The 20741-nt window shown below is 32.7% G+C and carries 19 protein-coding genes and 1 tRNA gene; 3 read left to right on the top strand and 17 right to left on the bottom strand.

Translation table 11 applies throughout. From position 1 onward, the window contains the following. Positions 1-32: 32 nt before the first annotated feature. Both OLM52_RS13445 and OLM52_RS13440 read right to left on the bottom strand, forming a co-directional pair. Complete coding sequence (locus OLM52_RS13445) at positions 33-647, bottom strand: hypothetical protein (RefSeq protein ID WP_264549005.1); 615 nt, start codon at positions 645-647, stop codon at positions 33-35. Then, positions 640-1245: a hypothetical protein gene (locus tag OLM52_RS13440; RefSeq protein WP_264549004.1), complete on the bottom strand. Its 606-nt coding sequence runs from the start codon at positions 1243-1245 to the stop codon at positions 640-642. Before OLM52_RS13440 ends, OLM52_RS13445 begins: the two co-directional genes overlap by 8 nt. A 95-nt stretch (positions 1246-1340) precedes the next feature. Between OLM52_RS13440 and OLM52_RS13435 the strand changes: the two genes are divergently transcribed. From OLM52_RS13435 to rpe, 3 genes are all read left to right on the top strand, one after another. Further along, on the top strand, positions 1341-2288 hold the full coding sequence (locus tag OLM52_RS13435; RefSeq protein ID WP_264549003.1) for a hypothetical protein: 948 nt from the start codon (positions 1341-1343) through the stop codon (positions 2286-2288). Between the two features lie 85 nt (positions 2289-2373). Then, the gene (locus OLM52_RS13430; protein WP_008256407.1) at positions 2374-3237 is read left to right on the top strand and encodes an RNA polymerase sigma factor RpoD/SigA; all 864 of its coding nucleotides are present in this window, start codon (positions 2374-2376) and stop codon (positions 3235-3237) included. A gap of 198 nt (positions 3238-3435) precedes the next feature. Further along, on the top strand, positions 3436-4095 hold the full coding sequence (rpe, locus tag OLM52_RS13425) for a ribulose-phosphate 3-epimerase (RefSeq protein WP_264549002.1): 660 nt from the start codon (positions 3436-3438) through the stop codon (positions 4093-4095). 59 nt (positions 4096-4154) lie between these two features. Here rpe and OLM52_RS13420 read toward each other — a convergent pair whose 3' ends face one another. From OLM52_RS13420 to OLM52_RS13350, 15 genes are all read right to left on the bottom strand, one after another. Next, positions 4155-4574, bottom strand: a complete 420-nt coding sequence (locus OLM52_RS13420; RefSeq protein WP_264549001.1) for a CBS domain-containing protein — start codon at positions 4572-4574, stop codon at positions 4155-4157. A 78-nt stretch (positions 4575-4652) separates the two neighbouring features. Beyond that, positions 4653-5522, bottom strand: coding sequence for a zinc-dependent peptidase (locus tag OLM52_RS13415; RefSeq protein WP_264549000.1), 870 nt, complete (start codon positions 5520-5522; stop codon positions 4653-4655). Between the two features lie 69 nt (positions 5523-5591). Beyond that, a tRNA-Arg gene (locus OLM52_RS13410) sits at positions 5592-5665 on the bottom strand. A gap of 81 nt (positions 5666-5746) precedes the next feature. Next, positions 5747-6196 (bottom strand): GatB/YqeY domain-containing protein, encoded by a 450-nt coding sequence (locus OLM52_RS13405; RefSeq protein WP_264548999.1) that lies wholly within the window; start codon positions 6194-6196, stop codon positions 5747-5749. Positions 6197-6307: 111 nt separating this feature from the next. Beyond that, positions 6308-8281: a cell division protein FtsZ gene (gene ftsZ / locus OLM52_RS13400; protein WP_264548998.1), complete on the bottom strand. Its 1974-nt coding sequence runs from the start codon at positions 8279-8281 to the stop codon at positions 6308-6310. Positions 8282-8292: 11 nt separating this feature from the next. Continuing rightward, a complete protein-coding gene (gene ftsA, locus OLM52_RS13395; protein WP_264548997.1) occupies positions 8293-9669 on the bottom strand; it encodes a cell division protein FtsA in 1377 nt (458 codons plus the stop codon). A gap of 8 nt (positions 9670-9677) precedes the next feature. Further along, positions 9678-10400 (bottom strand): cell division protein FtsQ/DivIB, encoded by a 723-nt coding sequence (locus tag OLM52_RS13390; protein ID WP_264548996.1) that lies wholly within the window; start codon positions 10398-10400, stop codon positions 9678-9680. Then, entirely contained in the window at positions 10387-11733 is a 1347-nt protein-coding gene (gene murC, locus OLM52_RS13385; RefSeq protein ID WP_264548995.1) for a UDP-N-acetylmuramate--L-alanine ligase, read from the bottom strand. Before murC ends, OLM52_RS13390 begins: the two co-directional genes overlap by 14 nt. A 33-nt stretch (positions 11734-11766) precedes the next feature. Further along, positions 11767-12879: an undecaprenyldiphospho-muramoylpentapeptide beta-N-acetylglucosaminyltransferase gene (gene murG, locus OLM52_RS13380; RefSeq protein ID WP_264548994.1), complete on the bottom strand. Its 1113-nt coding sequence runs from the start codon at positions 12877-12879 to the stop codon at positions 11767-11769. Further along, positions 12880-14232, bottom strand: a complete 1353-nt coding sequence (locus OLM52_RS13375) for an FtsW/RodA/SpoVE family cell cycle protein (protein ID WP_264548993.1) — start codon at positions 14230-14232, stop codon at positions 12880-12882. It abuts the gene before it with no gap. A gap of 88 nt (positions 14233-14320) precedes the next feature. Further along, positions 14321-15655, bottom strand: coding sequence for a UDP-N-acetylmuramoyl-L-alanine--D-glutamate ligase (gene murD / locus OLM52_RS13370; RefSeq protein WP_264548992.1), 1335 nt, complete (start codon positions 15653-15655; stop codon positions 14321-14323). A 1-nt stretch (position 15656) separates the two neighbouring features. After that, the gene (gene mraY, locus OLM52_RS13365) at positions 15657-16877 is read right to left on the bottom strand and encodes a phospho-N-acetylmuramoyl-pentapeptide-transferase (RefSeq protein ID WP_264548991.1); all 1221 of its coding nucleotides are present in this window, start codon (positions 16875-16877) and stop codon (positions 15657-15659) included. A 70-nt stretch (positions 16878-16947) separates the two neighbouring features. Beyond that, positions 16948-18411 carry a UDP-N-acetylmuramoyl-L-alanyl-D-glutamate--2,6-diaminopimelate ligase gene (locus OLM52_RS13360; protein ID WP_264548990.1) on the bottom strand — a complete coding sequence of 488 codons (1464 nt, stop codon included), beginning with the start codon at positions 18409-18411 and terminating at the stop codon, positions 16948-16950. After that, positions 18408-20390 carry a penicillin-binding protein gene (locus OLM52_RS13355; protein WP_264548989.1) on the bottom strand — a complete coding sequence of 661 codons (1983 nt, stop codon included), beginning with the start codon at positions 20388-20390 and terminating at the stop codon, positions 18408-18410. The genes OLM52_RS13360 and OLM52_RS13355 overlap by 4 nt, the downstream gene beginning before the upstream one ends. Continuing rightward, positions 20381-20737, bottom strand: a complete 357-nt coding sequence (locus OLM52_RS13350; protein ID WP_264548988.1) for an FtsL-like putative cell division protein — start codon at positions 20735-20737, stop codon at positions 20381-20383. The genes OLM52_RS13355 and OLM52_RS13350 overlap by 10 nt, the downstream gene beginning before the upstream one ends. Positions 20738-20741: the final 4 nt, after the last annotated feature.

Raw genomic sequence — 20741 nt, 5'->3', positions numbered from 1 at the left:
AATTTTGAATTGGGATTTTTTAATTTGAAAAGCTAGAAATTCCAGCTTCCTGATACACCAAAATTAATTGATGAACCGCCAAAATTTCTTTCAACTTTTGAATTAAAAAAATCATAAGGAGCATAATGATAATTGCAATGCAAACCAAAACCATAAAAAACAAATTTTATGCCTTGGGTAACGGCTATAGTATTTAAAGTAGGCTTCAAATCCATTTCATCATAAATTTCATCTTCTGGCTTTGAATAATGAAGATATTTCCACCCAATTCCTGAATTAGATTCGATATGAAAATTTTCATTCTTAGATTGTATTAAAAATCGAGTGTACCGAAACCCTAAGAAAAGAGCCGATTTGCTTCCATCTAATTGAATATTTTCATTTTCAACTTTATAATCAACACTTTTTCCATTCACAATTCCGCTTAATTCTACGCCAAAATCAATAAACTGACGCTTTGCAATTTTCGTACGCATATAAAAAGCTGTTGTGATTGAGCTTTCATATTTACTCGCTAAGTTTCCAAGCGGTTTGCCATAACTAACTTCTAAAATATTTCGTTTAAAAACATCTATTTTAGGAAAAACAATAGTGTCTTGCGCCCAAACCGAACCACACATAAAAAGTAAAATTAATAACTTATTCATCTTTTATAATTTTAAATTTATAATCAAATCCTGAACTCTGACTACCTCCAATAAACAAGAGCATCCCTTCGCTAACATTGTGTTCTTCAAATATAATTTCATTATTATTTGACAAATAAACTGAGTATTTTGTCATTTGTTTACTCATGAAAAGTATAGGAAAAGTAATGGTCTCATAATTGGTATAAAAAACAAATTTTTTATTATGTTGTTTTCCATAAAACTTTAAAACATATTGTTTGTTGAAAGTGTCTTCAAATTTCAAATACAATTCGTTTTGTTTGATTTCAAGATGAATTGGTTTTGAAAAATCAATATCATTTTTATTTGAAAAATCTTTTATAAAACTTCGTGTAACAATTCTATTATCGAATTGCGTTGTAATAGTGTCTAATTTATCATAAAAGCGAACCGACATAGTTTTAGGAATTCTTTTAAATTCTTCTTTATTAATCTGGTTTTGAACGCTACATGAAACCAATAAAAACACGAAAACAAATCGGCACTTTCGTTTAAAATACTGATTCACAATTTTTGAATACTGTTTTAGATCTTTCTCCCGAAAAGACGCTAAATGCTCTTTAATTATTTTTCTCATACTATCGAATTAGCAGACCAAAACTATTTCATATTTCACAAAATTAAATGTGCTAAATAATAATATTTTTTTATATATTTGTGAAAATCGCAAAAATGAAACATCAAGAAGTTCTTTTAGCAACCATTAGAACGTTAATACCAAAAAGCATTTCATTAAATGATGAAATAGCCAAAATACTAGATATTAGCTACGATGCTGCACACCGACGTATTTCATTGAAAAGCAAATTTTCAATTGAAGAAACCATACAACTTTGCAAGCATTATAAAATTTCCATGGATACCTTATTTTGTAATAAAAACCATTTAATCATGGAAAAAACAAAAAAAATCGAAACCTTGTATGATTTTAAAAACTATTTTGAAACAACTAATGCGATAGTATCAACCATAAACCCTAACGAAACAACAATTTTCTATGCTGCAAAAGATATTCCTATGAATTATGCAGTTTCAGGAACTTTGTTTTCCAAATTCAAATTTTTTATCTGGTACAACCTACTTAATAAAGAAAAAACTTCAAGTTTTGAGCAGTTTGCTTTTGAGGAAACTGTATTTAATGAAAATAATTATTTAAAGAATTTCTTTGAAAAAGCTAAAAGAATTGAAATTTGGAACGACACCACCATAAATAGTTCACTACAACAAGTAACTTATTTTTTTGAAGCTGGATTATTAAACTATCAAAATGCCTTACACATCATAAAAGATATAAAAGAAATTATAACTGAAATTGAAAGAAAATGTGAATCAAATGCCGATATTTTTCAACTATATTTTAATGAATTACTAATTTTGAATAATACGGCATTGTTTTCATCAAAAAATAAATCTGCTTTTTTTCTACCCTACAATGCACTTGGATACTTTGTTACTTCTGATAAAAAAACATGTAAAGAACAACAAGATTACATTTCTAATCAACTAACAAACTCAAAATCAATGAACCAATCTGGCAAAAAAGACCGAAAAATATTCTTTAATAAGATGTATCAAAAAATTGAATTTCATATCCATAAAATTGAAAATTCAATACTGTAATAACTTTTTCTAAAACTTTTGTAACTTTTTTGAAACCACATACGTATAACTATCAGAACTTTTAAAAAGTAAGGAGAAAATATAAATGAGACAACTTAAAATTACCAAGCAGGTTACGAATCGTGAAACTGCTTCCTTAGACAAATACCTACAAGAAATTGGAAAAGTTGACCTTATTACTGCTGACGAAGAAGTAGAATTAGCACAAAGAATTAAAGCCGGAGATCAACGTGCTTTAGAAAAATTAACAAAAGCTAATTTACGTTTCGTAGTTTCAGTAGCAAAACAATATCAAAATCAAGGACTTACACTTCCTGATTTAATTAACGAAGGAAATTTAGGATTAATTAAAGCCGCTCAACGTTTTGACGAAACACGTGGTTTCAAATTCATTTCATATGCTGTATGGTGGATTCGTCAATCGATTCTTCAAGCTTTAGCAGAACAATCTCGTATCGTTCGTTTACCATTAAACAAAATTGGTTCGATTAATAAAATCAATAAAATGTATGCGTTATTAGAGCAATCTAATGAGCGTCCTCCTTCTGCCGAAGAAATTGCAAAAGAATTAGACATGACCGTGAATGATGTAAAAGAGTCTATGAAAAACTCTGGACGTCATTTATCTATGGATGCACCACTTGTTGAAGGTGAAGATTCAAACCTATACGACGTTTTACGTTCAGGTGAATCTCCAAATCCTGACAGAGAATTAATTCACGAAAGTTTACAAACTGAAATCGAAAGAGCATTAGAAACATTAACTCCAAGAGAAGCTGATGTAGTGCGTTTATATTTTGGTTTAGGCGATCAACATCCAATGACTTTAGAAGAAATTGGTGAAACATTTGATTTAACTCGTGAGCGTGTGCGTCAGATTAAAGAAAAAGCAATTAGACGATTAAAACATACTTCTAGAAGTAAAATATTAAAAACATATTTAGGATAACACCTAAATTACAATAACAACAGTTTAAAACTGTTCGTTTTTTGATTGATGATTGAAACTCCGGCTGATTACCGGAGTTTTATTTTTTACAAAAACTACAAAATGAAACATTCCCAATTCATTGTCCAACATTTTTAAACTTGGAATATTTTAAATTATTGTACCTTTGCCAAAACAACATAGCTACAATAACACAACATGAAAAACACACTTATTGCTCCATCAGTTCTTGCTGCTGATTTTGCAAATTTACAACGCGATATCGAAATGATTAATACTAGTGAAGCGGATTGGTTTCATATTGATATTATGGATGGCGTTTTTGTTCCAAATATTTCTTTTGGAATGCCTGTTTTAGATGCCATCAACAAACATGCAAAAAAAACTATCGATGTACACTTAATGATTGTTGATCCTGATAGATATATCACAACATTCAAAAAATTAGGTACAGATATATTAACCGTACATTACGAAGCTTGTACACATTTACACCGAACACTTCAAGCTATAAAAGCTGAAGGAATGAAGGCTGGAGTAGCTTTAAATCCTCATACAAATGTTGATTTATTAGAAGATGTTATTCAGGATATTGATTTGGTTTGTATTATGAGTGTAAATCCAGGTTTTGGAGGGCAATCATTCATTGAAAATACATATTCTAAAGTTGAAAAACTAAAAGCTTTAATCAACAAAAAAAATGCTCCAACTTTAATTGAAATTGACGGCGGTGTAACCAATAAAAACGCTAAACAATTAGTTGATGCTGGTGCTGATGTATTAGTTGCAGGAAGTTATGTTTTTGGCGCTCAAAATCCCATTGCAACTATTGCAGACTTAAAAGCAATTACAAAATAGTACAATTCATACTTTTAAATAATAAAATCTGACAGGTCTGAAAATTCCTGTCAGATTTTTTAATATTGCTCAATCAAATATTTTATTAAATCGGTTGTAGTTACAATTCCCACTAATAAATCTCCTTCACAAACAGGAAGCGCATGAAACTCTTTTTTAGATAAAATTTCTGCAGCCTCTCTAATAGTTGTTTCTGGCGTAATAGAAACTAATTTTTTTGCCATTACTTGTTCAACTGTAAACATATTATAAACCGTTGTATCTACAACATCTTCATCGTCGTCAATTGCGTCTGCAAATGAAATTCGTAACAAATCGGTATAACTCAACATCCCTACAATCTTATTGCTATAAACAACAGGAATGTGTCTTATATGATGCTTTTTGAATAGCATTTCAGCTTTTGTTAAATCATCTGATAAATTTAACTTTACTACATTTTTTGTCATTATTGTTGACACAGGAACCTTTTGTTTCATGACCTTGATTATTTATTGACATAAAGTTACTCAATAAATCAAAGCAAAAACATGATAGATGTCAGCAATTTTACTTAATTATGAAATAAAATAATTTTCATTATAATTAATCATATGCTTGACTTTCAAGAAAATAGACGGGAATTTAGTTTTAAATTCTTGTGGTGATTCAAAAAAGTATTCCAATAAAACCGCAACAAACTCAAATTGGTTTTCATAAGCATAATCACGTAAAAACCCAGATGAAATTAACTGCTCTTTCAATTGCGGATTAGATACTACTCGAAACAAATTCTGCAACGATTCATTAAATAAAACAGAGGTGGCTTTTTCGCTTTTTAAGGAATGTATGTGAAAAGCATGGGTAAATTCATGTAATCCTAAATTCAAATTATCATTTGTTATTTCAATGCCTTCTTTAAAATGTTTCCACGAAAAAACAATGCTTTTTAATCTAGGATTAAATTCTCCTTTATGATAATTTTCTGTTTGATCTGAATAATAAATATCTGGAAAAATGATAATTCGCTGGAATAATGGATTTAAATAATCTCTCATACCAAAAGTAAGCATAATTGCAGTTCCGGCAACAGTAACTTTCATTTCATCTGTTATCGAGATGTCTCTCCCCACAAACTCATAAGTATTGATGAAATTGGCTACTCGATGTTCAAAATAACGCTTGTATTTAGGCTTTAATCGTGTATAAAAATGAAAATTTTGCGACAATAAATGCTTTTGAGAATCTTTTAATTGATAAAAATTAACATTTGCAAAAACCACCAAAGGTTTTTTATAATTACGTAAATAAATGATTTCAACCACATAAAATGAGAAAAACAAAAACAATCCAGCTAATGGTGTTATCAGAAAAAAAATTCCAATGTAGTCCCCTAAAATTAGTTCGGGCTTATTTTCAAAATTTATTGCGATTAGACTGCTTATCATATTTACAAATAACGTAAAAAAATGTGTTTTATGAAATAAAAAACGCCAAGAAATCTTGACGCTTTTTTGTGACCTCGAAGGGATTCGAACCCCCAACCCTCAGAGCCGAAATCTGATATTCTATCCAGTTGAACTACGAAGCCTTTTTTTTAACAAAATAGAACAAAGAAGAAAGAATAAAGACCTCAATCTTTTCTCTTTTATCTTTGTTCTTCCTTCTTATTTTAAACTAATAATTTCTTTACGATTCCCGAAATAACTTTTCCTTCTGCTTGACCTCCAATTTGTGCTGAAGCCAACCCCATAACTTTTCCCATAGAAGCAATACCTGAAGCACCTGTTTCTGCTATGATTTTTGCAACGATTGTTTCAACTTCGGCTTCTGACAACTGTGCTGGTAAAAATTTTTCAATAACAGCTATTTGTGCTAATTCTGGCTCAGCTAAATCAGGACGGTTTTGTGTTGTAAAAATTTCAGCACTATCCTTACGCATTTTTACCAAACGTTGTAACATTTTGATTTCGTCAGCTTCTGACAAACCATCTGCTGCACCTGTTTCTGTTTTTGCTAAAATAATTGCAGATTTAATTGCTCTTAATGCTTCTAAAGCTACTGTATCTTTTGCTTTCATGGCTTCCTTCATGTGGTCCATGATTTTTACTTCTAAACTCATATATAACAATTGTTGTTTGTGATTTATTATTTTAAAACGCTGTGCAAAGATACTAAAAAAACCCGAAAATTGCTCTTCGGGTTTAATAGGGTAGGTTAGTTTATTATAGATTTAATCCACATTATCATGAAGAAATGAATTGTTTGAACGAAGTTGAATATCGTCGTTACTATCCATTCCTAATGACATACGAGATTGATTATTATTTACTGGTGTTGATGTTACATCAATTCCCATTCTTTTATAAGCTGGTTCTTTCTCAATTTCATCAATATGTGCATTGCTATTGTTGAATTTGTGATTGAAATCTTTCATTTTTCTTTTGCGTTCTTCAGCTCTGAATTTTAATGTTTCTTCGATTGACATTTCTAATGGAGAAACGGCATCAAACTGAATATTGTTTTCTAATTTTTCAACTTCTTTTTTCATTGTGAAGTTTAACTCCTCGTCAACAGGTTCAGCAACAACTTCAATTGGCTTAGAAGCAACTAATTCGTTTTCTTTTTCTAAATAATCTTCTAACGAATATTTGATGATCCCATTTTGATTTACTTCTGTAACAGGAACTACGTTTATTGGATCTTTTACCTCCATGGAACGTGTTTCTTCTGTTAAATCAAAAACAATTGTATTTTCTACTTTGTTCTCAACTTTAGATTCAAATAAGTCCAATGAAAAACTGAAATCGTCTTTAGCAACAACAAACTCAGGATCTTTTACTTCAATTTCTCTAATTTGAGGCGTAATAATTTCGAATCTAGTTTGTGCTGGTGCAGTTACTACTTCAAAAGTTACATCAATATTTTTTAAAAAATCTGTTGTAGGCACTAAATCAATAGTTGCAACAGGAGTATGAATTTCAAAAACTGGTTCTTCTACTTCTTCTTCTAAAGTAAAAACTACTTTTTGTTCTACTACTTCATCACAAATTGGATTAATGATATCCGATTTTACTTCTGTTTCAATTGGTGTTTCAAAAATAGGCTCGTTAACTGGAAGACTCGCAATGGTTTTATTCAACAATTCGTGAACAATTTTTTGTTCATCTTCTAAAGAATGAATAATTTTCTTAGGTTCCGTATTAACGATTTCAGCTTGTTGTTCGATGTTAAAGCCAGTAGCGATTACCGTTACCGAAATTGCCTCACCTAAAGCTTCTTCTTCACCAACACCCATAATGATGTTTGCATTGTAACCTGCTTCAGATTGAATGAAATCATTGATTTCTCCGATTTCATCAATTGTAATTTCATTCGCTTCATCAGTTCCAGAAACGATTAATAGCAATACGTTTTTCGCACCTGTGATTTTATTATCATTCAATAATGGAGAATCTAAAGCGCTTGAAATAGCTTGTTTTGCTCTATCTGTTCCTGCCGCTGTTGCAGAACCCATAATAGCTGTTCCGCTGTTTGACAACACGGTTTTAGCATCTTTAAGGTCAATATTTTGTGTGTAGTGGTGTGTAATTACTTCAGCAATTCCTCTAGATGCTGTCGCTAATACTTCATCTGCTTTAGAGAAACCTGCTTTAAAACCAAGGTTTCCATATACTTCACGTAATTTATTATTATTGATAACAACTAAAGAATCTACTTGTTTACGTAAACGTTCTACTCCGGCTAACGCTTGCTCAGAGCGAACTTTTCCTTCAAATTGAAAAGGAATCGTCACAATACCAACTGTTAAAATGTCGCGCTCTTTTGCCAACTGCGCGATTACTGGAGCTGCACCCGTTCCAGTTCCGCCACCCATTCCTGCAGTGATGAAAACCATCTTAGTATTGCTGTCCAACATTTTTTCAATTTCGGCAATACTTTCAATTGCAGATTGTTGACCTACTTCAGGATTTGCGCCCGCACCTAATCCTTCAGTAAGGTTAACACCTAACTGAATTTTATTGGGTACTGGACTATTTTGCAATGCCTGAGAATCAGTATTACAAACTATAAAATCAACACCTTTAATGCCTTGCTTAAACATGTGGTTTATGGCATTACTACCTCCACCTCCAACGCCAATTACTTTAATTACGTTAGATTGGTTTTTAGGTAAATCGAATGAAATGTTTCCAAATTCTGACATAGTATCTTCTTTTATTCTGCGTTATCTAAAAATTCTTTAATCTTATCTATATACTTATCAAAAAACGAACGTTTGATTCTATCATCCGTTGTTTCAGATTTAGTTGGTTGAGTTGCTTTTGGCATCTCTTTTTCTTCCTCAACAGCTGGCTCTTCAATCACAACTTGAGTATGAACAACTAGTGGCTCATCTTTTTTCATTTCTACGAATGGTGTAGCACTTTTCGTATTATTTCTAATACTATTCATCACTAAACCAACCGCTGTTGCATATAATGGACTTGACAATTCCTCATCTGAATCTCCTGCTAAATGCTCGTTTGGATAACCAATTCTGGTATCCATTCCTGTGATGTATTCTACCAGTTGTTTAATGTGTTGCAATTGTGCTCCACCACCTGTTAAAACAATACCTGCAATTAATTTTTTCTTAGGATCTTCGTGTCCATATAATTTTACTTCCGCATATACTTGCTCAATAATTTCCACAACTCTAGCATGAATAATTTTTGACAAGTTTTTTAGCGAAATTTCTTTTGGTTCTCTGCCTCTTAAACCTGGAATAGAAACAATTTCGTTGTCTTTATTTTCTCCTGGCCAAGCGGAACCAAATCGAGTTTTTAACAACTCGGCTTGTTTTTCGATGATTGAACAACCTTCTTTAATATCTTCTGTAATAACGTTCCCTCCAAAAGGAATAACTGCCGTATGACGAATGATTCCATCTTTAAAAATGGCTAAATCTGTTGTTCCACCACCTATATCTATCAAAGCAACTCCTGCTTCTTTTTCTTCCTGACTTAATACTGCATCAGCTGATGCTAATGGTTCTAAAGTTAATCCCGACAATTCTAATCCGGCGCTTTTAACACATCTTCCTAAATTACGAATCGATGCAGCTTGACCTACAACCACGTGAAAACTTGATTCTAATCTTCCACCGTACATTCCGATTGGTTCCTTAATTTCGGCTTGACCGTCAATTTTAAACTCTTGTGGCAACACGTGAATAATTTCTTCACCTGGCAACATGGCTAATTTATGCACTTGACCAATTAAAGCGTCTATATCAGCATCTCCAATTACTTCTTCTGCTTTTGGACGACTTACATAATCACTGTGCTGAATACTACGAATATGTTGTCCCGCAATGCCCACCACTACATCGTTTATTTTATAACCTGAATCGTTTTCAGCTTCTGCAACTGCTTGCTGAATTGATTGTATGGTTTGTGTAATATTATTTACAACACCTCTATGAACACCTAAGCTTTTAGATTTTCCTACTCCTAGGATTTCTAGCTTACCGTATTCATTCTTCTTCCCTATCATTGCTACAATTTTGGTTGTACCAATATCTAATCCTACTGCAATGTTGTCTTTGTTCATAACGCTAACTATTTCTTACAAACCACTTGTTGTGTAAACATCACGTTTACCTCTTTATAACTTTTAATCAATGTATCTTTTATAGCATGTTGAAAAAATGCTTTGTAATTCTTGAGCTTTTTTTCAACATTTATTGGTTTCCCAAATGCTATTTTATAATCATAACTTCTGTTGGTCAACACCACATTACCAGAAGGCATAATTTGTGCACCTGTAATGTTTTTACTTAAGAAATCGTCTTTTTTGATTTCATTAAATAACAACAAATAGGGTTTTTCGTTTCCTATACTAATTTCGCCAGATACTAGCGGAACTCGTGCCGAAAAATTTTGTGACAACGACATTCTATCACCTTTAGAATCAAGATAATAACTATCATTATCAGTAATAACTCTTACGATTGGGGTCTTTTGAGTAATACGCGTATTTAGAAGCCCGTCTATTGTTGAAAAAACTTGTGCTTTTTCAATCATCTCGTGATCATCGAGAACAGTTTCTAAAGTATTCAAATCTAATTTATCTTTTTGAATTGATGATGTCCCTCCCAATTTTTGTATTAACAAGTTATTAACCATTTCATGTGTTAAAAACATATTTTCATTTGACTCAAATTTGATGTCTATCTTACTGATTTTACGTTCACTATTCCTCTTTGATGAGAAAGAATAAAGGAAAATCATTACAAAAATGATTAACACCAATCGAATAGTATGCCAATTAATTTTTTTCATGAAGCGCTTTTTTTAGATCTTTTACAAGCTCACCAATGTCGCCCGCACCAATAGTTATGAACACCTCGGCATCTGAATTTTCAAAAGAAGTGAACAACTGGTCCTTGTTTACTAATTTTTTATTTGGATTATCAATTTTACTCAATAACCAAGTCGAATTTACCCCTTCCATTGGCAGCTCGCGAGCAGGATAAATTTCCATCAATAAAATTTCGTCAAACTTGCTTAAACTTTCAGCAAAACCATCGACAAAATCTTTCGTTCTGCTGAACAAATGGGGTTGAAATGCTGCAATAATTTTTTTACCAGGATATAATTCTCTTACCGCCTGATGCACTGCGTTAATTTCGGTTGGATGATGCGCATAATCATCAATATAAACCAATTTTTCTTCTCTAATTTGAAATGAAAATCGTCGACGAACTCCTTTAAAACTTGCTAAAGCTGCACTAATTTTTTCATTGGAAACACCATACGATTTCGCCATCGCAAAAGCTAATAATGCATTGGTTAGATTATGATGTCCTGGCAAACCAAATTTTACATTTTGCACTACTTCATTTGGTGTTTTAACATCAAACACATAAAACCCATTTTCAATTCGGATATTTTGAGCTGAAAAATCAGCGTCATTGTTAACTCCGATAGTATTCCCTTCTAATGGTAATCCTTTAATTACGTATAAATTTTCGCTTGGTGTTTTGGCTGCGAATTCTCTGAATGATTCTTCAATACTTGCGGCATCACCATAAATATCTAAATGGTCAGCGTCCATTGAAGTTACGCAAGAAACATTTGGATGCAAATGCAAAAACGAACGATCAAATTCATCCGCTTCCACCACCGTAACTGTTTTTCCTGAACCGATTAAATTAGAATTATAATTTTCGACAATTCCGCCTAAAAATGCCGTTACATCTACACCACTTTCGTATAAAACATGACCTAAAATGCTTGATGTTGTTGTTTTACCATGTGTTCCTGCAACAGCGAAACAATACGTGTCTTTTGTAATGATTCCTAAAACTTCCGCACGTTTTTTTATATTGTATTCTCTTTCTATAAAATAATTCCATTCGGAATGTGAAACTGGAACCGCTGGCGTAACAATTACCAACGTGTTTTCTACATAAAAATCTTCAGGAATTAAATGAATATTGTCTTCAAAATGAATTTCTAAACCGATAGCTTGTAATTCATCAGTTAATTGCGTTGGTGTTTTGTCATAACCCACTACTTTTTTTCCAATGTATTGAAAATAGCGAGCAAGAGCACTCATTCCGATGCCTCCGATGCCGATGAAATAAACGTTATGTATTTGATTTAGATTCATTTTTTTAGTTAAATTGTTTAACTGTTAATTTGTTTAATTGATTAGTTTTATTATCTCTTCAACAATATCTTTAGTTGCATTTGGTTTTGCTAATTTTTTTATGCTTTGACTTAATTCAGATTGTTTGTTTTCGTTAGAAATTAAATCGGAAAATATTCTTTCAAAATTTTCATTCAATTCAGATTCTTTGATTAAAATGGCTCCGTTTTTATCTGAAATTGCTTTAGCGTTTTTAGTTTGATGATCTTCAGCTACGTTTGGTGATGGAATAAAAATTGTTGGTTTTCCCACAATACACAATTCCGAAACAGATGATGCTCCTGAACGTGAAATTACAACATCGGCAGCTGCATAAACCAAATCCATTCTATCAATAAAAGCTACCACTTGAACAGCCTCCCCAACCCCTCCAACAGAGGGGCTTTTATCGTTATACTTTTTATATTCGTCGAAATATAATTTTCCGCATTGCCAAATAATTTGAATGTTTTGGCTCAGTAAAAAATCCAACTCTTTTTCAATTAATTGATTGATTCTTCTAGCACCTAAACTTCCGCCTAAAACTAGTAATGTTTTTTTATTCGCGTCTAAATTAAAATAGGCAATTGCTTCCTTTTTATCAGCAGCTTCAATTAAATCTTGACGCACTGGATTTCCTGTTAAAATCATTTTATCTTTTGGAAAAAATCGTTCCAAATTTTCGTAAGCTACACAAATTTTATGTGCTCTTTTTGCTAATAATTTATTGGTAATTCCAGGATATGAATTTTGCTCTTGAATTACTGTTGGAATGTTCAACATAGATGCCGCTCGTAAAACCGCTCCACTCGCAAAACCACCAGTTCCAATAACTACATCGGGTTTAAAACTTTTTATAATTTTGAATGAATTCCACATGCTTGAAGCTAATTTCAATGGAAACATTGCGTTGTTAAAAGTAATTCTTCGTTGAATACCTGAAATCCACAATCCTTTGATAGCATAACCTGCATGAGGCACTTTTTGCATTTCCATTTTATCTTTGGCACCTACAAAAAGAAACTCAGCGGCTGGAAAACGAGATTTTAATTCGTTTGCAATAGCAACTGCTGGATAAATATGTCCGCCTGTTCCACCTCCGCTAATTATGAATCTTGGATTTTTCATTTATCTTTTATTTAAAACAGCGTTCATCGGATTTTGTCCGTTTACTAACACATCTCCGTTTTCATCTTCTAGTAATGATTCTCGGATTGAACTTTTGATATCGTTTATTTTTTGCTGATTTTCATCGCTTTCTTTTTCTTCATTTAATGCCACTTGTGCATCAATAATTTGTTGCAAAGCTTCATCACGTTTGCGTTTTTCTTCTAAATCTAACGCTACTTCTTCTTCTTTTTTCGTTACACTTAAAATAATCCCAATAGCGATACAGGTCATCCAAATTGAAGTTCCTCCACTACTAATCAAAGGCAACGGTTGTCCTGTCACGGGAAGTAATTCTACAGCAACCCCCATATTAATTAAGGCTTGAAATATAATTGGGAATCCGAGTCCGATGATTAAAAGTTTTCCAAATAATGTCGTTGCTTTTTGTGCATCAATAATGAATCGAACAAATAACAACAAGTACAAAAACAGAATTCCTACTGCACCTATTAATCCATATTCTTCCACAATAATTGCGAAAATAAAATCAGATGAAGATTGTGGTAAGAAGTTTTTCTGCACGCTTTTTCCTGGTCCTAATCCGTACACTTTTCCAGATGCGATGGCAATTTTTGCTTTTTCAATTTGGTAATCATCTTCGTTTGGCTTGTCATCAAAAAAACTATCTACACGATTCATCCAAGTATCTACACGATTGGGCATTGCATCTGGAAAAGCTTTTGCTACTAAAACAAACATAGTCAAACTAACAATTCCTGCCCCAATAATAATTCCGAGATATCGCATAGGATATTGACCAATGAAAACCAACATACATACCATTGAAAAAATCAGAGCTGTTGTTGAAAAGTTTGCTGGAAGCACTAATGCTAAAACAGCAAAAACAGGAGCCCATAATTCTAATAACGAATCTTTGAACGAATATTCTTTATCACTTACTTTGGATAAATAACGCGCAACGTATATCATTAATACAATAAAAGCAAGTGTTGATGTTTGAAAACTGATTCCCACAAAAGGTATTTGAATCCAACGACTTGCATTTGCACCACCAATGACCGTTCCTTTAAACAAGGTATACACCAAGAGTAAAATCACTAACGGAATTCCGAAAATAGAAAGTGCCTTAAAGTAATGATAAGGTGTTTTATGCACAAAATAAATAATCATAAAACCCAACATTACATGCACAAAATGTTTAAACAAATACCCAATGGTAGTCCCTTTTCCGATGACGTAAACCAAGTTGGTACTTGCGCTATATACTGGCAAAAACGAGATAAGTGCCAATAGAAAAACTATGGCCCAAATGGTTTTATCTCCTCTTATTTTACCAATGATATCGAACATTTCTTATTTTTTTTGAAACACATAGGAACATAGTTTTATTTCCTAGATTGTGTTTAGTTATTGCATTTTATATAGTTAACAATAGACTTTACAAATTATATATAGCTTGTTTGAATTGTTTTCCTCTGTCTTCGTAGTTTTCAAACAAATCAAAACTTGCACATGCTGGCGACAACAAAACAGTATCTCCTTTTTCAGCTAAACGTTGTGCTATTTGAACGGCTTCTGCCATTGATGTGGTTTCCACCATAATATCAACTACATTATTGAAAGCGTTGCTGATTTTTGTATTATCAACACCTAAACAAACAATTGCTTTAACTTTTTCACGAACTAACGGCATTAGCTCATCATAATCGTTTCCTTTATCTACACCACCCACAATCCAAACGGTTGGCGTTGTCATACTGTCCAAAGCATAAAAAACCGAATTTACGTTTGTAGCCTTAGAATCGTTGATGTATTGCACCCCTTGAATTTTCAATACCTTTTCTAATCGGTGTTCAGCACCTTGGAAATTTGTCAAACTTTCTCTAATGGTTTGTTTTCTAATATTCAACAATTGCGCTACAGCAGTTGCTGCCATTGCGTTTTTTATGTTGTGTTTTCCCTCTAATGCAAGTTCGTTGATTGGCATAGTAAATGTGTCGTTTTTAATTGTGGTATTCATGTTGTTTTCTTCTAAAAATCCTCCTTCGTTTTCTGGTTTTGTTACCAGCGAAAAAGGAACTTTATGGGCTTTAATCGCATTATTTTTTAACCAATTTTGAATCGCTTCGTCTTCATTATCATAAATCAAATAATCGGCTTCTGTTTGATTTTTTGTAATTCTAAATTTGGAATCGATGTATAAATTATAATCGTAATTGTATCTGTCTAAATGATCTGGACTAATGTTTGTAATAATCGCAATGTGTGGCTTATAGTTTATAATTCCGTCCAACTGAAAACTACTCAACTCCAATACATAAATATCGTGCTTGTTTTCGGCTACTTGCCAAGCGAAGCTTTTTCCAATATTTCCTGCTAATCCTACATTTAAACCTCCTTGTTTTAACAAATGATAGGTTAAAAGTGTTGTGGTTGTTTTTCCATTGCTTCCTGTAATTCCAACTGTTGTTGCATCGGTAAACTGAATGGCAAACTCGATTTCAGAAATAACCGAAATTCCTTTTTCGATTAGTTTTTTTACGATGGGAGCTTTATCGGGAATTCCTGGACTTTTCATTACTACATCAGCATTTAGAATGAATTCTTCTGTGTGCTTTTCATCTTCCCAAGCGATTCCATTAATAGTAAGAACTTCTTTATAATTTTCTTTTATTTTTCCAAAATCCGACACAAAAACATCGTATCCTTTTTTCTTTCCTAAAATGGCGGTTCCTACTCCACTTTCGCCTCCGCCTAAAACTACCAGTCGCATCTTATCTTAATTTTAAAGAAACGAGTGAGAAAATCGCCAATAGAATTCCAACAATCCAAAAGCGAGTTACAATTCTGCTTTCGTGATAGCCTTTTTTCTGATAATGGTGGTGCAAAGGCGACATTAGAAAAATTCGTCTTCCTTCGCCATACTTCTTTTTAGTGTATTTGAAATAACTCACTTGTATCATTACGGATAAATTTTCGGCTAAGAAAATGCCGCAGATAACTGGAATTAATAATTCTTTACGAATAGAAATTGCAATTACAGCGATGATTCCACCAATTGTTAAACTTCCGGTATCTCCCATAAATACAGATGCTGGATAAGCATTGTACCACAAAAAGCCAACCAACGCTCCAACAAAAGCGGCGATGTAAACCGTCATTTCACCCGAATTTGGGATGTACATGATGTTCAAATAATCAGAAAAAATGATATTTCCCGAAACAAAAGTGAATAATCCGAGTGTTAGTACAGAAATTGCGGATGTTCCAGCGGCTAAACCGTCAATACCATCCGTAAGATTGGCACCGTTTGAAACTGCTGTGATGATTAAAATTACCATTGGAATAAAAATCAACCAAGCGTAATCTTTATAATCATCGCCCATGAACGACAATACTTCAGCATAATCGAATTCGTTATTTTTGAAAAATGGAATTGTAGTTGCTGTCGATTTTTCTTCTAAATCGGCAGGTTTGATATTGTTTTCAATTTTTACTCGTGATGTTAAAGTATCTTTACGAACGGTTACATCTGGACTCAAATACAAAACTGTTCCTACAATTAAACCTAAACCAACTTGCCCAATTACTTTGAAAATTCCTTTTAAACCTTGCTTATCTTTCTTAAAAATTTTAATATAATCATCAATAAAACCGATAGTTCCCATCCAAAGCGTAGTCATAATCAATAAAATGATATAAATATTATTCAACTTCGCTAATAACAAAACCGGAATTAAAGTGGCTAAAATGATGATAATTCCACCCATTGTTGGTGTTCCTGCTTTTGCCGTTTGACCTTCTAAACCTAGCTCACGAACGGTTTCACCTACTTGTTGATTTCTCAAATAATTGATGATTTTTTTACCGTAAATTGTTGCAATTAACAACGACAATATAAAAGCTAATGCCGAGCGAAAAGTAATGTATTGAAACACTCCTGCTCCAGGAACATCAAAGGCTTTGTCTAAGTATTGAAAGATGTAGTATAACATATAATCAGTTTAAAAGTTTATGAGTTTAAAAGTTTAAAAGTTGGCTCTAGAAAACTTTAATGCTACTCTTTTATTTGTTTAATTGCTGTAATAACTCGGTTACTATTTGTAAATCGTCAAAATCATGACGCACTCCGTTAACTTCTTGATACGTTTCGTGGCCTTTTCCAGCAATAAGAATAATATCATTTGGATTTGCCAATTGACAAGCAGTTTTAATAGCCTGCTTTCTATCTAAAATTGAAACTGTTTTTTTGAAATTTTGAGGTTCAACCCCTTTTTCCATTTCTTCAATGATGGTTTCTGGGTTTTCAGTTCTTGGATTATCTGACGTAAAAATGGCTTTATCGCTCATTGATGAAGCGATGTTTGCCATAATTGGTCTTTTCGTTTTATCTCTATCGCCACCACAACCTACAACTGTTATTAATTGTTCGTTTTTAGTGCGAATATCTTCAATGGTATTTAATACATTTTCCAAGGCATCAGGCGTGTGTGCATAATCTACAATTGCCGTGATTTTTGTATCGGAAACAATAAATTGAAATCGTCCTGAAACACTTTCCAATTCAGAAAGTAAACGCAACGCTTCCATGTTTTCGATTCCTAATTCGACAGCTACACCATAAATGGCTAGTAAATTATAAGCATTGAACGAACCTATTAATTTTACCCAAACTTCGTTATCATTGATTTTTAACAACAATCCTGATAATTGGTTTTCTAAAATTTGCGCTTTGTAATCAGCATACGATTTTAATGCGTAAGTCAATTTCTTAGCTTTTGTATTTTGAAGCATTACCAATCCGTTTTTGTCATCGATATTGGTAATTGCAAATGCAGCTTTTGGTAAATTATCGAAAAACGATTTTTTTACATCACGATATTCAGCAAACGTATTGTGGTAATCTAAATGATCGTGTGATAAATTAGTGAAAACGCCACCTGTGAAATGCAAGGCTTCCGTACGTTTTTGATGAACACCGTGCGAAGAAACTTCCATAAAACAAAATTCGCAACCTTCTTGAATCATTTGATCTAAATAAAAATTCAGCGTCAATGAATCTGGAGTAGTGTGAGTTGCCTTGAATTCTTCGGCATCAACCATAATTTTTACGGTAGATAACAATCCTACTTTATATCCTGCTTTTTTGAACAATTGGTATAATAAAGAAGCTATCGTTGTTTTACCATTAGTTCCTGTAACACCAACTAATTTTATATTTTCGGAAGGATTATCGAAATAATTTGCTGCTAAAAAAGCCAGAGCTTCGTTAGAATCTTTTACTTTGATGTAAGTAACGCCGTTTACAATTACACTAGGAAATTCTTCACAAATTATAGCAACAGCACCTAAACTTAAAGCTTTTTCAATATAATCATGACCATCAGAAAGTGTTCCTCTGATTGCCACAAAAACATCGTTCAATTCAATTTTTCTCGAATCAAATTCAATTTTTGAAATAGTAATATCTGTAGCGCCATGAACTGCTTCAATTCCTACTTTATATAATATGTCTTTTAATTGCTTCACGATAATTCGATTATGATTGTTTGATTTTTGTTAAAAGCTTGTCCAGATGTAAGAGATTGTTTTTTCACTTTTCCAGCACCAATAACTTTTACTTTTAATCCTAAGTTTTCTAATAATGCAACAGCGTCCATTCCGCTCATTCCTTTTACATTTGGAACAATTCGTTCCTCTTTTTCAACTTTTTTATAATAGTTTGAATAATCCGACTCTTGCGAAACTACTTTGGCATCAATATTTTTTACATGATTAGTTGATGGTGAATCGGTGAATATTTTTTGAGCAATTCTTTTAAAAACGGGTCCAGCAACATCCGCACCATAATATCCCGCAGCGACATTTGGTTTATGTACTACCACAATGCATGAATATTTTGGTTCGTTTGCAGGAAAATAACCCACAAATGAAGAAGCGTAATATAATTTTGATTTGTCTTTATAATTTACCTGAGCAGTTCCTGTTTTTCCTGCCATTGAAAAATCTTTAGAATACAATTTAGAACCAGTTCCTCTTTTTACTACATTTTCCAAAACTGCTTGCACTTTATTTAAAGCGTCTTGCGAACAAATTTTTGGATTAATTACTTCTGTATTGTACTTTTTGATGGTTTTGTTCCATTCTTTAATTTCGCTGACAAAAATTGGCTTAACCATCACTCCATCATTCGCAACCGCATTATACAAAGTCAATGTTTGCAATGGTGTTACTGATAATCCATAACCAAAAGCCATCCAAGGCAATGCTACACCAGACCAACGATTTGTTCCTGGTTGAGGAATAACTGGAATTCCTTCGCCTTTTATTGGTAATCCTAAGGGTTTATTTAATCCATAGCTGTTGATTCTGTCAGTAAATTGCTTTGGATTATTTTTATAACTCTCATAAACCGATTGTACTAAAATGGTATTGGATGACACTTCAAAACCTCTTGCTAACGAAATTTTTCCGTAACCTCCTTTATGTGAATCTCTTACTCTTCGTCCATAATATTGAATTTCTCCGCCATTTGAATCATAAACGGTACTTGTATCTGCTTTTTTATCGTCTAAAACAGCAATTAAATCTACTAATTTGAACGTTGAACCTGGCTCATGAGACTCAGCAATAGCATAATTTTGTGTTTCATAATACGAACCATCATCTGCTCTTCCTAAATTTGAAATCGCTTTAATGTGTCCTGTTTTTGTTTCCATTACTACCACACAACCGTGATCTGCGCTATAATATTCTAATTGTTTCAATAAGGCATGATGTGCAATATCTTGAATGTAAACATCAATTGTTGAAATAATATCATAACCATCTTGTGGCTCTTTTTCGTTGATGTCGCTAATAGGTTTCCATTGATTTTTAGCGATTTTTTGCATCATACGATGTCCGTTTTTCCCATTCAAATAATCGCGAAAAGCATATTCTAAACCTTTTCCATCTTCGTTTGAACGTTCGTAACCGATGGTTCTTTTTGCAACTAAACCAATTGGATGTTCTCTCACAATTTTTTGTTCGATGATTAAACCACCTTTGTTAGCCCCTTTATTAAATAACGGAAATGTTTTTAAACGCATTTGCTCAGTATAGCTCAATTTTTTTGCTAAGAAAACGTAGCGACTTTTATTGGCTCTAGCTTTTTGCAATTTTGCCTGATAATGTCCAGCTGATTTTCCAAACATCACTGATAATGAATCGGAAAGTGCTTCTACATTTTCTTTGAAATTTTCATCAGACGGCGCCACGGCATCAAAATAAATCGCATATTCTGGAATTGAAGTTGCTAACAAGCTACCGTCTGCAGAATACACGTTTCCTTTATTGGCTGGAATTGGAAAATTTTTAACCGTTCTTTCGTTTCCTAACTTGCGGTAATATTTCCCTTCAACCCATTGAATATTATTTAGTTTAATCAAAACAAAAACTGCCATCATGAAAAACATGAAGGCTACAAAATACATGCGATACGATATTTTTTTATCTTCTATTGCCATATTTTCAATTTGTCCCAAAAACTTTTTTTATCTTTTTTACTTTCAACTACTATTTTAACGGGAGGAACTTCTGATGGTAGAATTTGGCGTGCTTCCATTTTTTTTGCCACCGTAGATTCCATTTTTAACTTCATCAATTCAGAACGGCGGTCAACAAATTCGGAGCGCAATTCTTTTACTTGATTAGTTAATTCGGTAATTCTATAATTTTTAGCATCGTATTGGTGATTATTAGCAATCATAATCATTCCTAAAATCACTAAAAAAACTATAAATTTCCAGTTCTTAAGAGCGTCATCACTAATAAGAAATTTGGCTTTTAATAAACTGTAAACTCCGTTTTTCATATCG

It is taken from the genome of Flavobacterium sp. N2820, assembly GCF_025947285.1.
Classification (GTDB): Bacteria; Bacteroidota; Bacteroidia; order Flavobacteriales; family Flavobacteriaceae; genus Flavobacterium.
Note: the sequence above shows the minus strand (reverse complement) of the source record. Positions and strands in the feature narration are given on the sequence as shown.

Coding starts and splice junctions, on each gene's coding strand:
- murD (WP_264548992.1), bottom strand. CDS start 15,655: ATGCGACTGGTAGTTTTAGGCGGAGGCGAAAGTGGAGTAGGAACCGCC.
- murG (WP_264548994.1), bottom strand. CDS start 12,879: ATGAAAAATCCAAGATTCATAATTAGCGGAGGTGGAACAGGCGGACAT.
- OLM52_RS13440 (WP_264549004.1), bottom strand. CDS start 1,245: ATGAGAAAAATAATTAAAGAGCATTTAGCGTCTTTTCGGGAGAAAGAT.
- OLM52_RS13445 (WP_264549005.1), bottom strand. CDS start 647: ATGAATAAGTTATTAATTTTACTTTTTATGTGTGGTTCGGTTTGGGCG.
- OLM52_RS13435 (WP_264549003.1), top strand. CDS start 1,341: ATGAAACATCAAGAAGTTCTTTTAGCAACCATTAGAACGTTAATACCA.
- OLM52_RS13405 (WP_264548999.1), bottom strand. CDS start 6,196: ATGAGTTTAGAAGTAAAAATCATGGACCACATGAAGGAAGCCATGAAA.
- OLM52_RS13390 (WP_264548996.1), bottom strand. CDS start 10,400: ATGAAAAAAATTAATTGGCATACTATTCGATTGGTGTTAATCATTTTT.
- OLM52_RS13430 (WP_008256407.1), top strand. CDS start 2,374: ATGAGACAACTTAAAATTACCAAGCAGGTTACGAATCGTGAAACTGCT.
- OLM52_RS13415 (WP_264549000.1), bottom strand. CDS start 5,522: ATGATAAGCAGTCTAATCGCAATAAATTTTGAAAATAAGCCCGAACTA.
- murC (WP_264548995.1), bottom strand. CDS start 11,733: ATGAATCTAAATCAAATACATAACGTTTATTTCATCGGCATCGGAGGC.
- OLM52_RS13420 (WP_264549001.1), bottom strand. CDS start 4,574: ATGAAACAAAAGGTTCCTGTGTCAACAATAATGACAAAAAATGTAGTA.
- mraY (WP_264548991.1), bottom strand. CDS start 16,877: ATGTTATACTACATCTTTCAATACTTAGACAAAGCCTTTGATGTTCCT.
- ftsA (WP_264548997.1), bottom strand. CDS start 9,669: ATGAACAAAGACAACATTGCAGTAGGATTAGATATTGGTACAACCAAA.
- OLM52_RS13350 (WP_264548988.1), bottom strand. CDS start 20,737: ATGAAAAACGGAGTTTACAGTTTATTAAAAGCCAAATTTCTTATTAGT.
- ftsZ (WP_264548998.1), bottom strand. CDS start 8,281: ATGTCAGAATTTGGAAACATTTCATTCGATTTACCTAAAAACCAATCT.
- rpe (WP_264549002.1), top strand. CDS start 3,436: ATGAAAAACACACTTATTGCTCCATCAGTTCTTGCTGCTGATTTTGCA.
- OLM52_RS13375 (WP_264548993.1), bottom strand. CDS start 14,232: ATGTTCGATATCATTGGTAAAATAAGAGGAGATAAAACCATTTGGGCC.
- OLM52_RS13355 (WP_264548989.1), bottom strand. CDS start 20,390: ATGGCAATAGAAGATAAAAAAATATCGTATCGCATGTATTTTGTAGCC.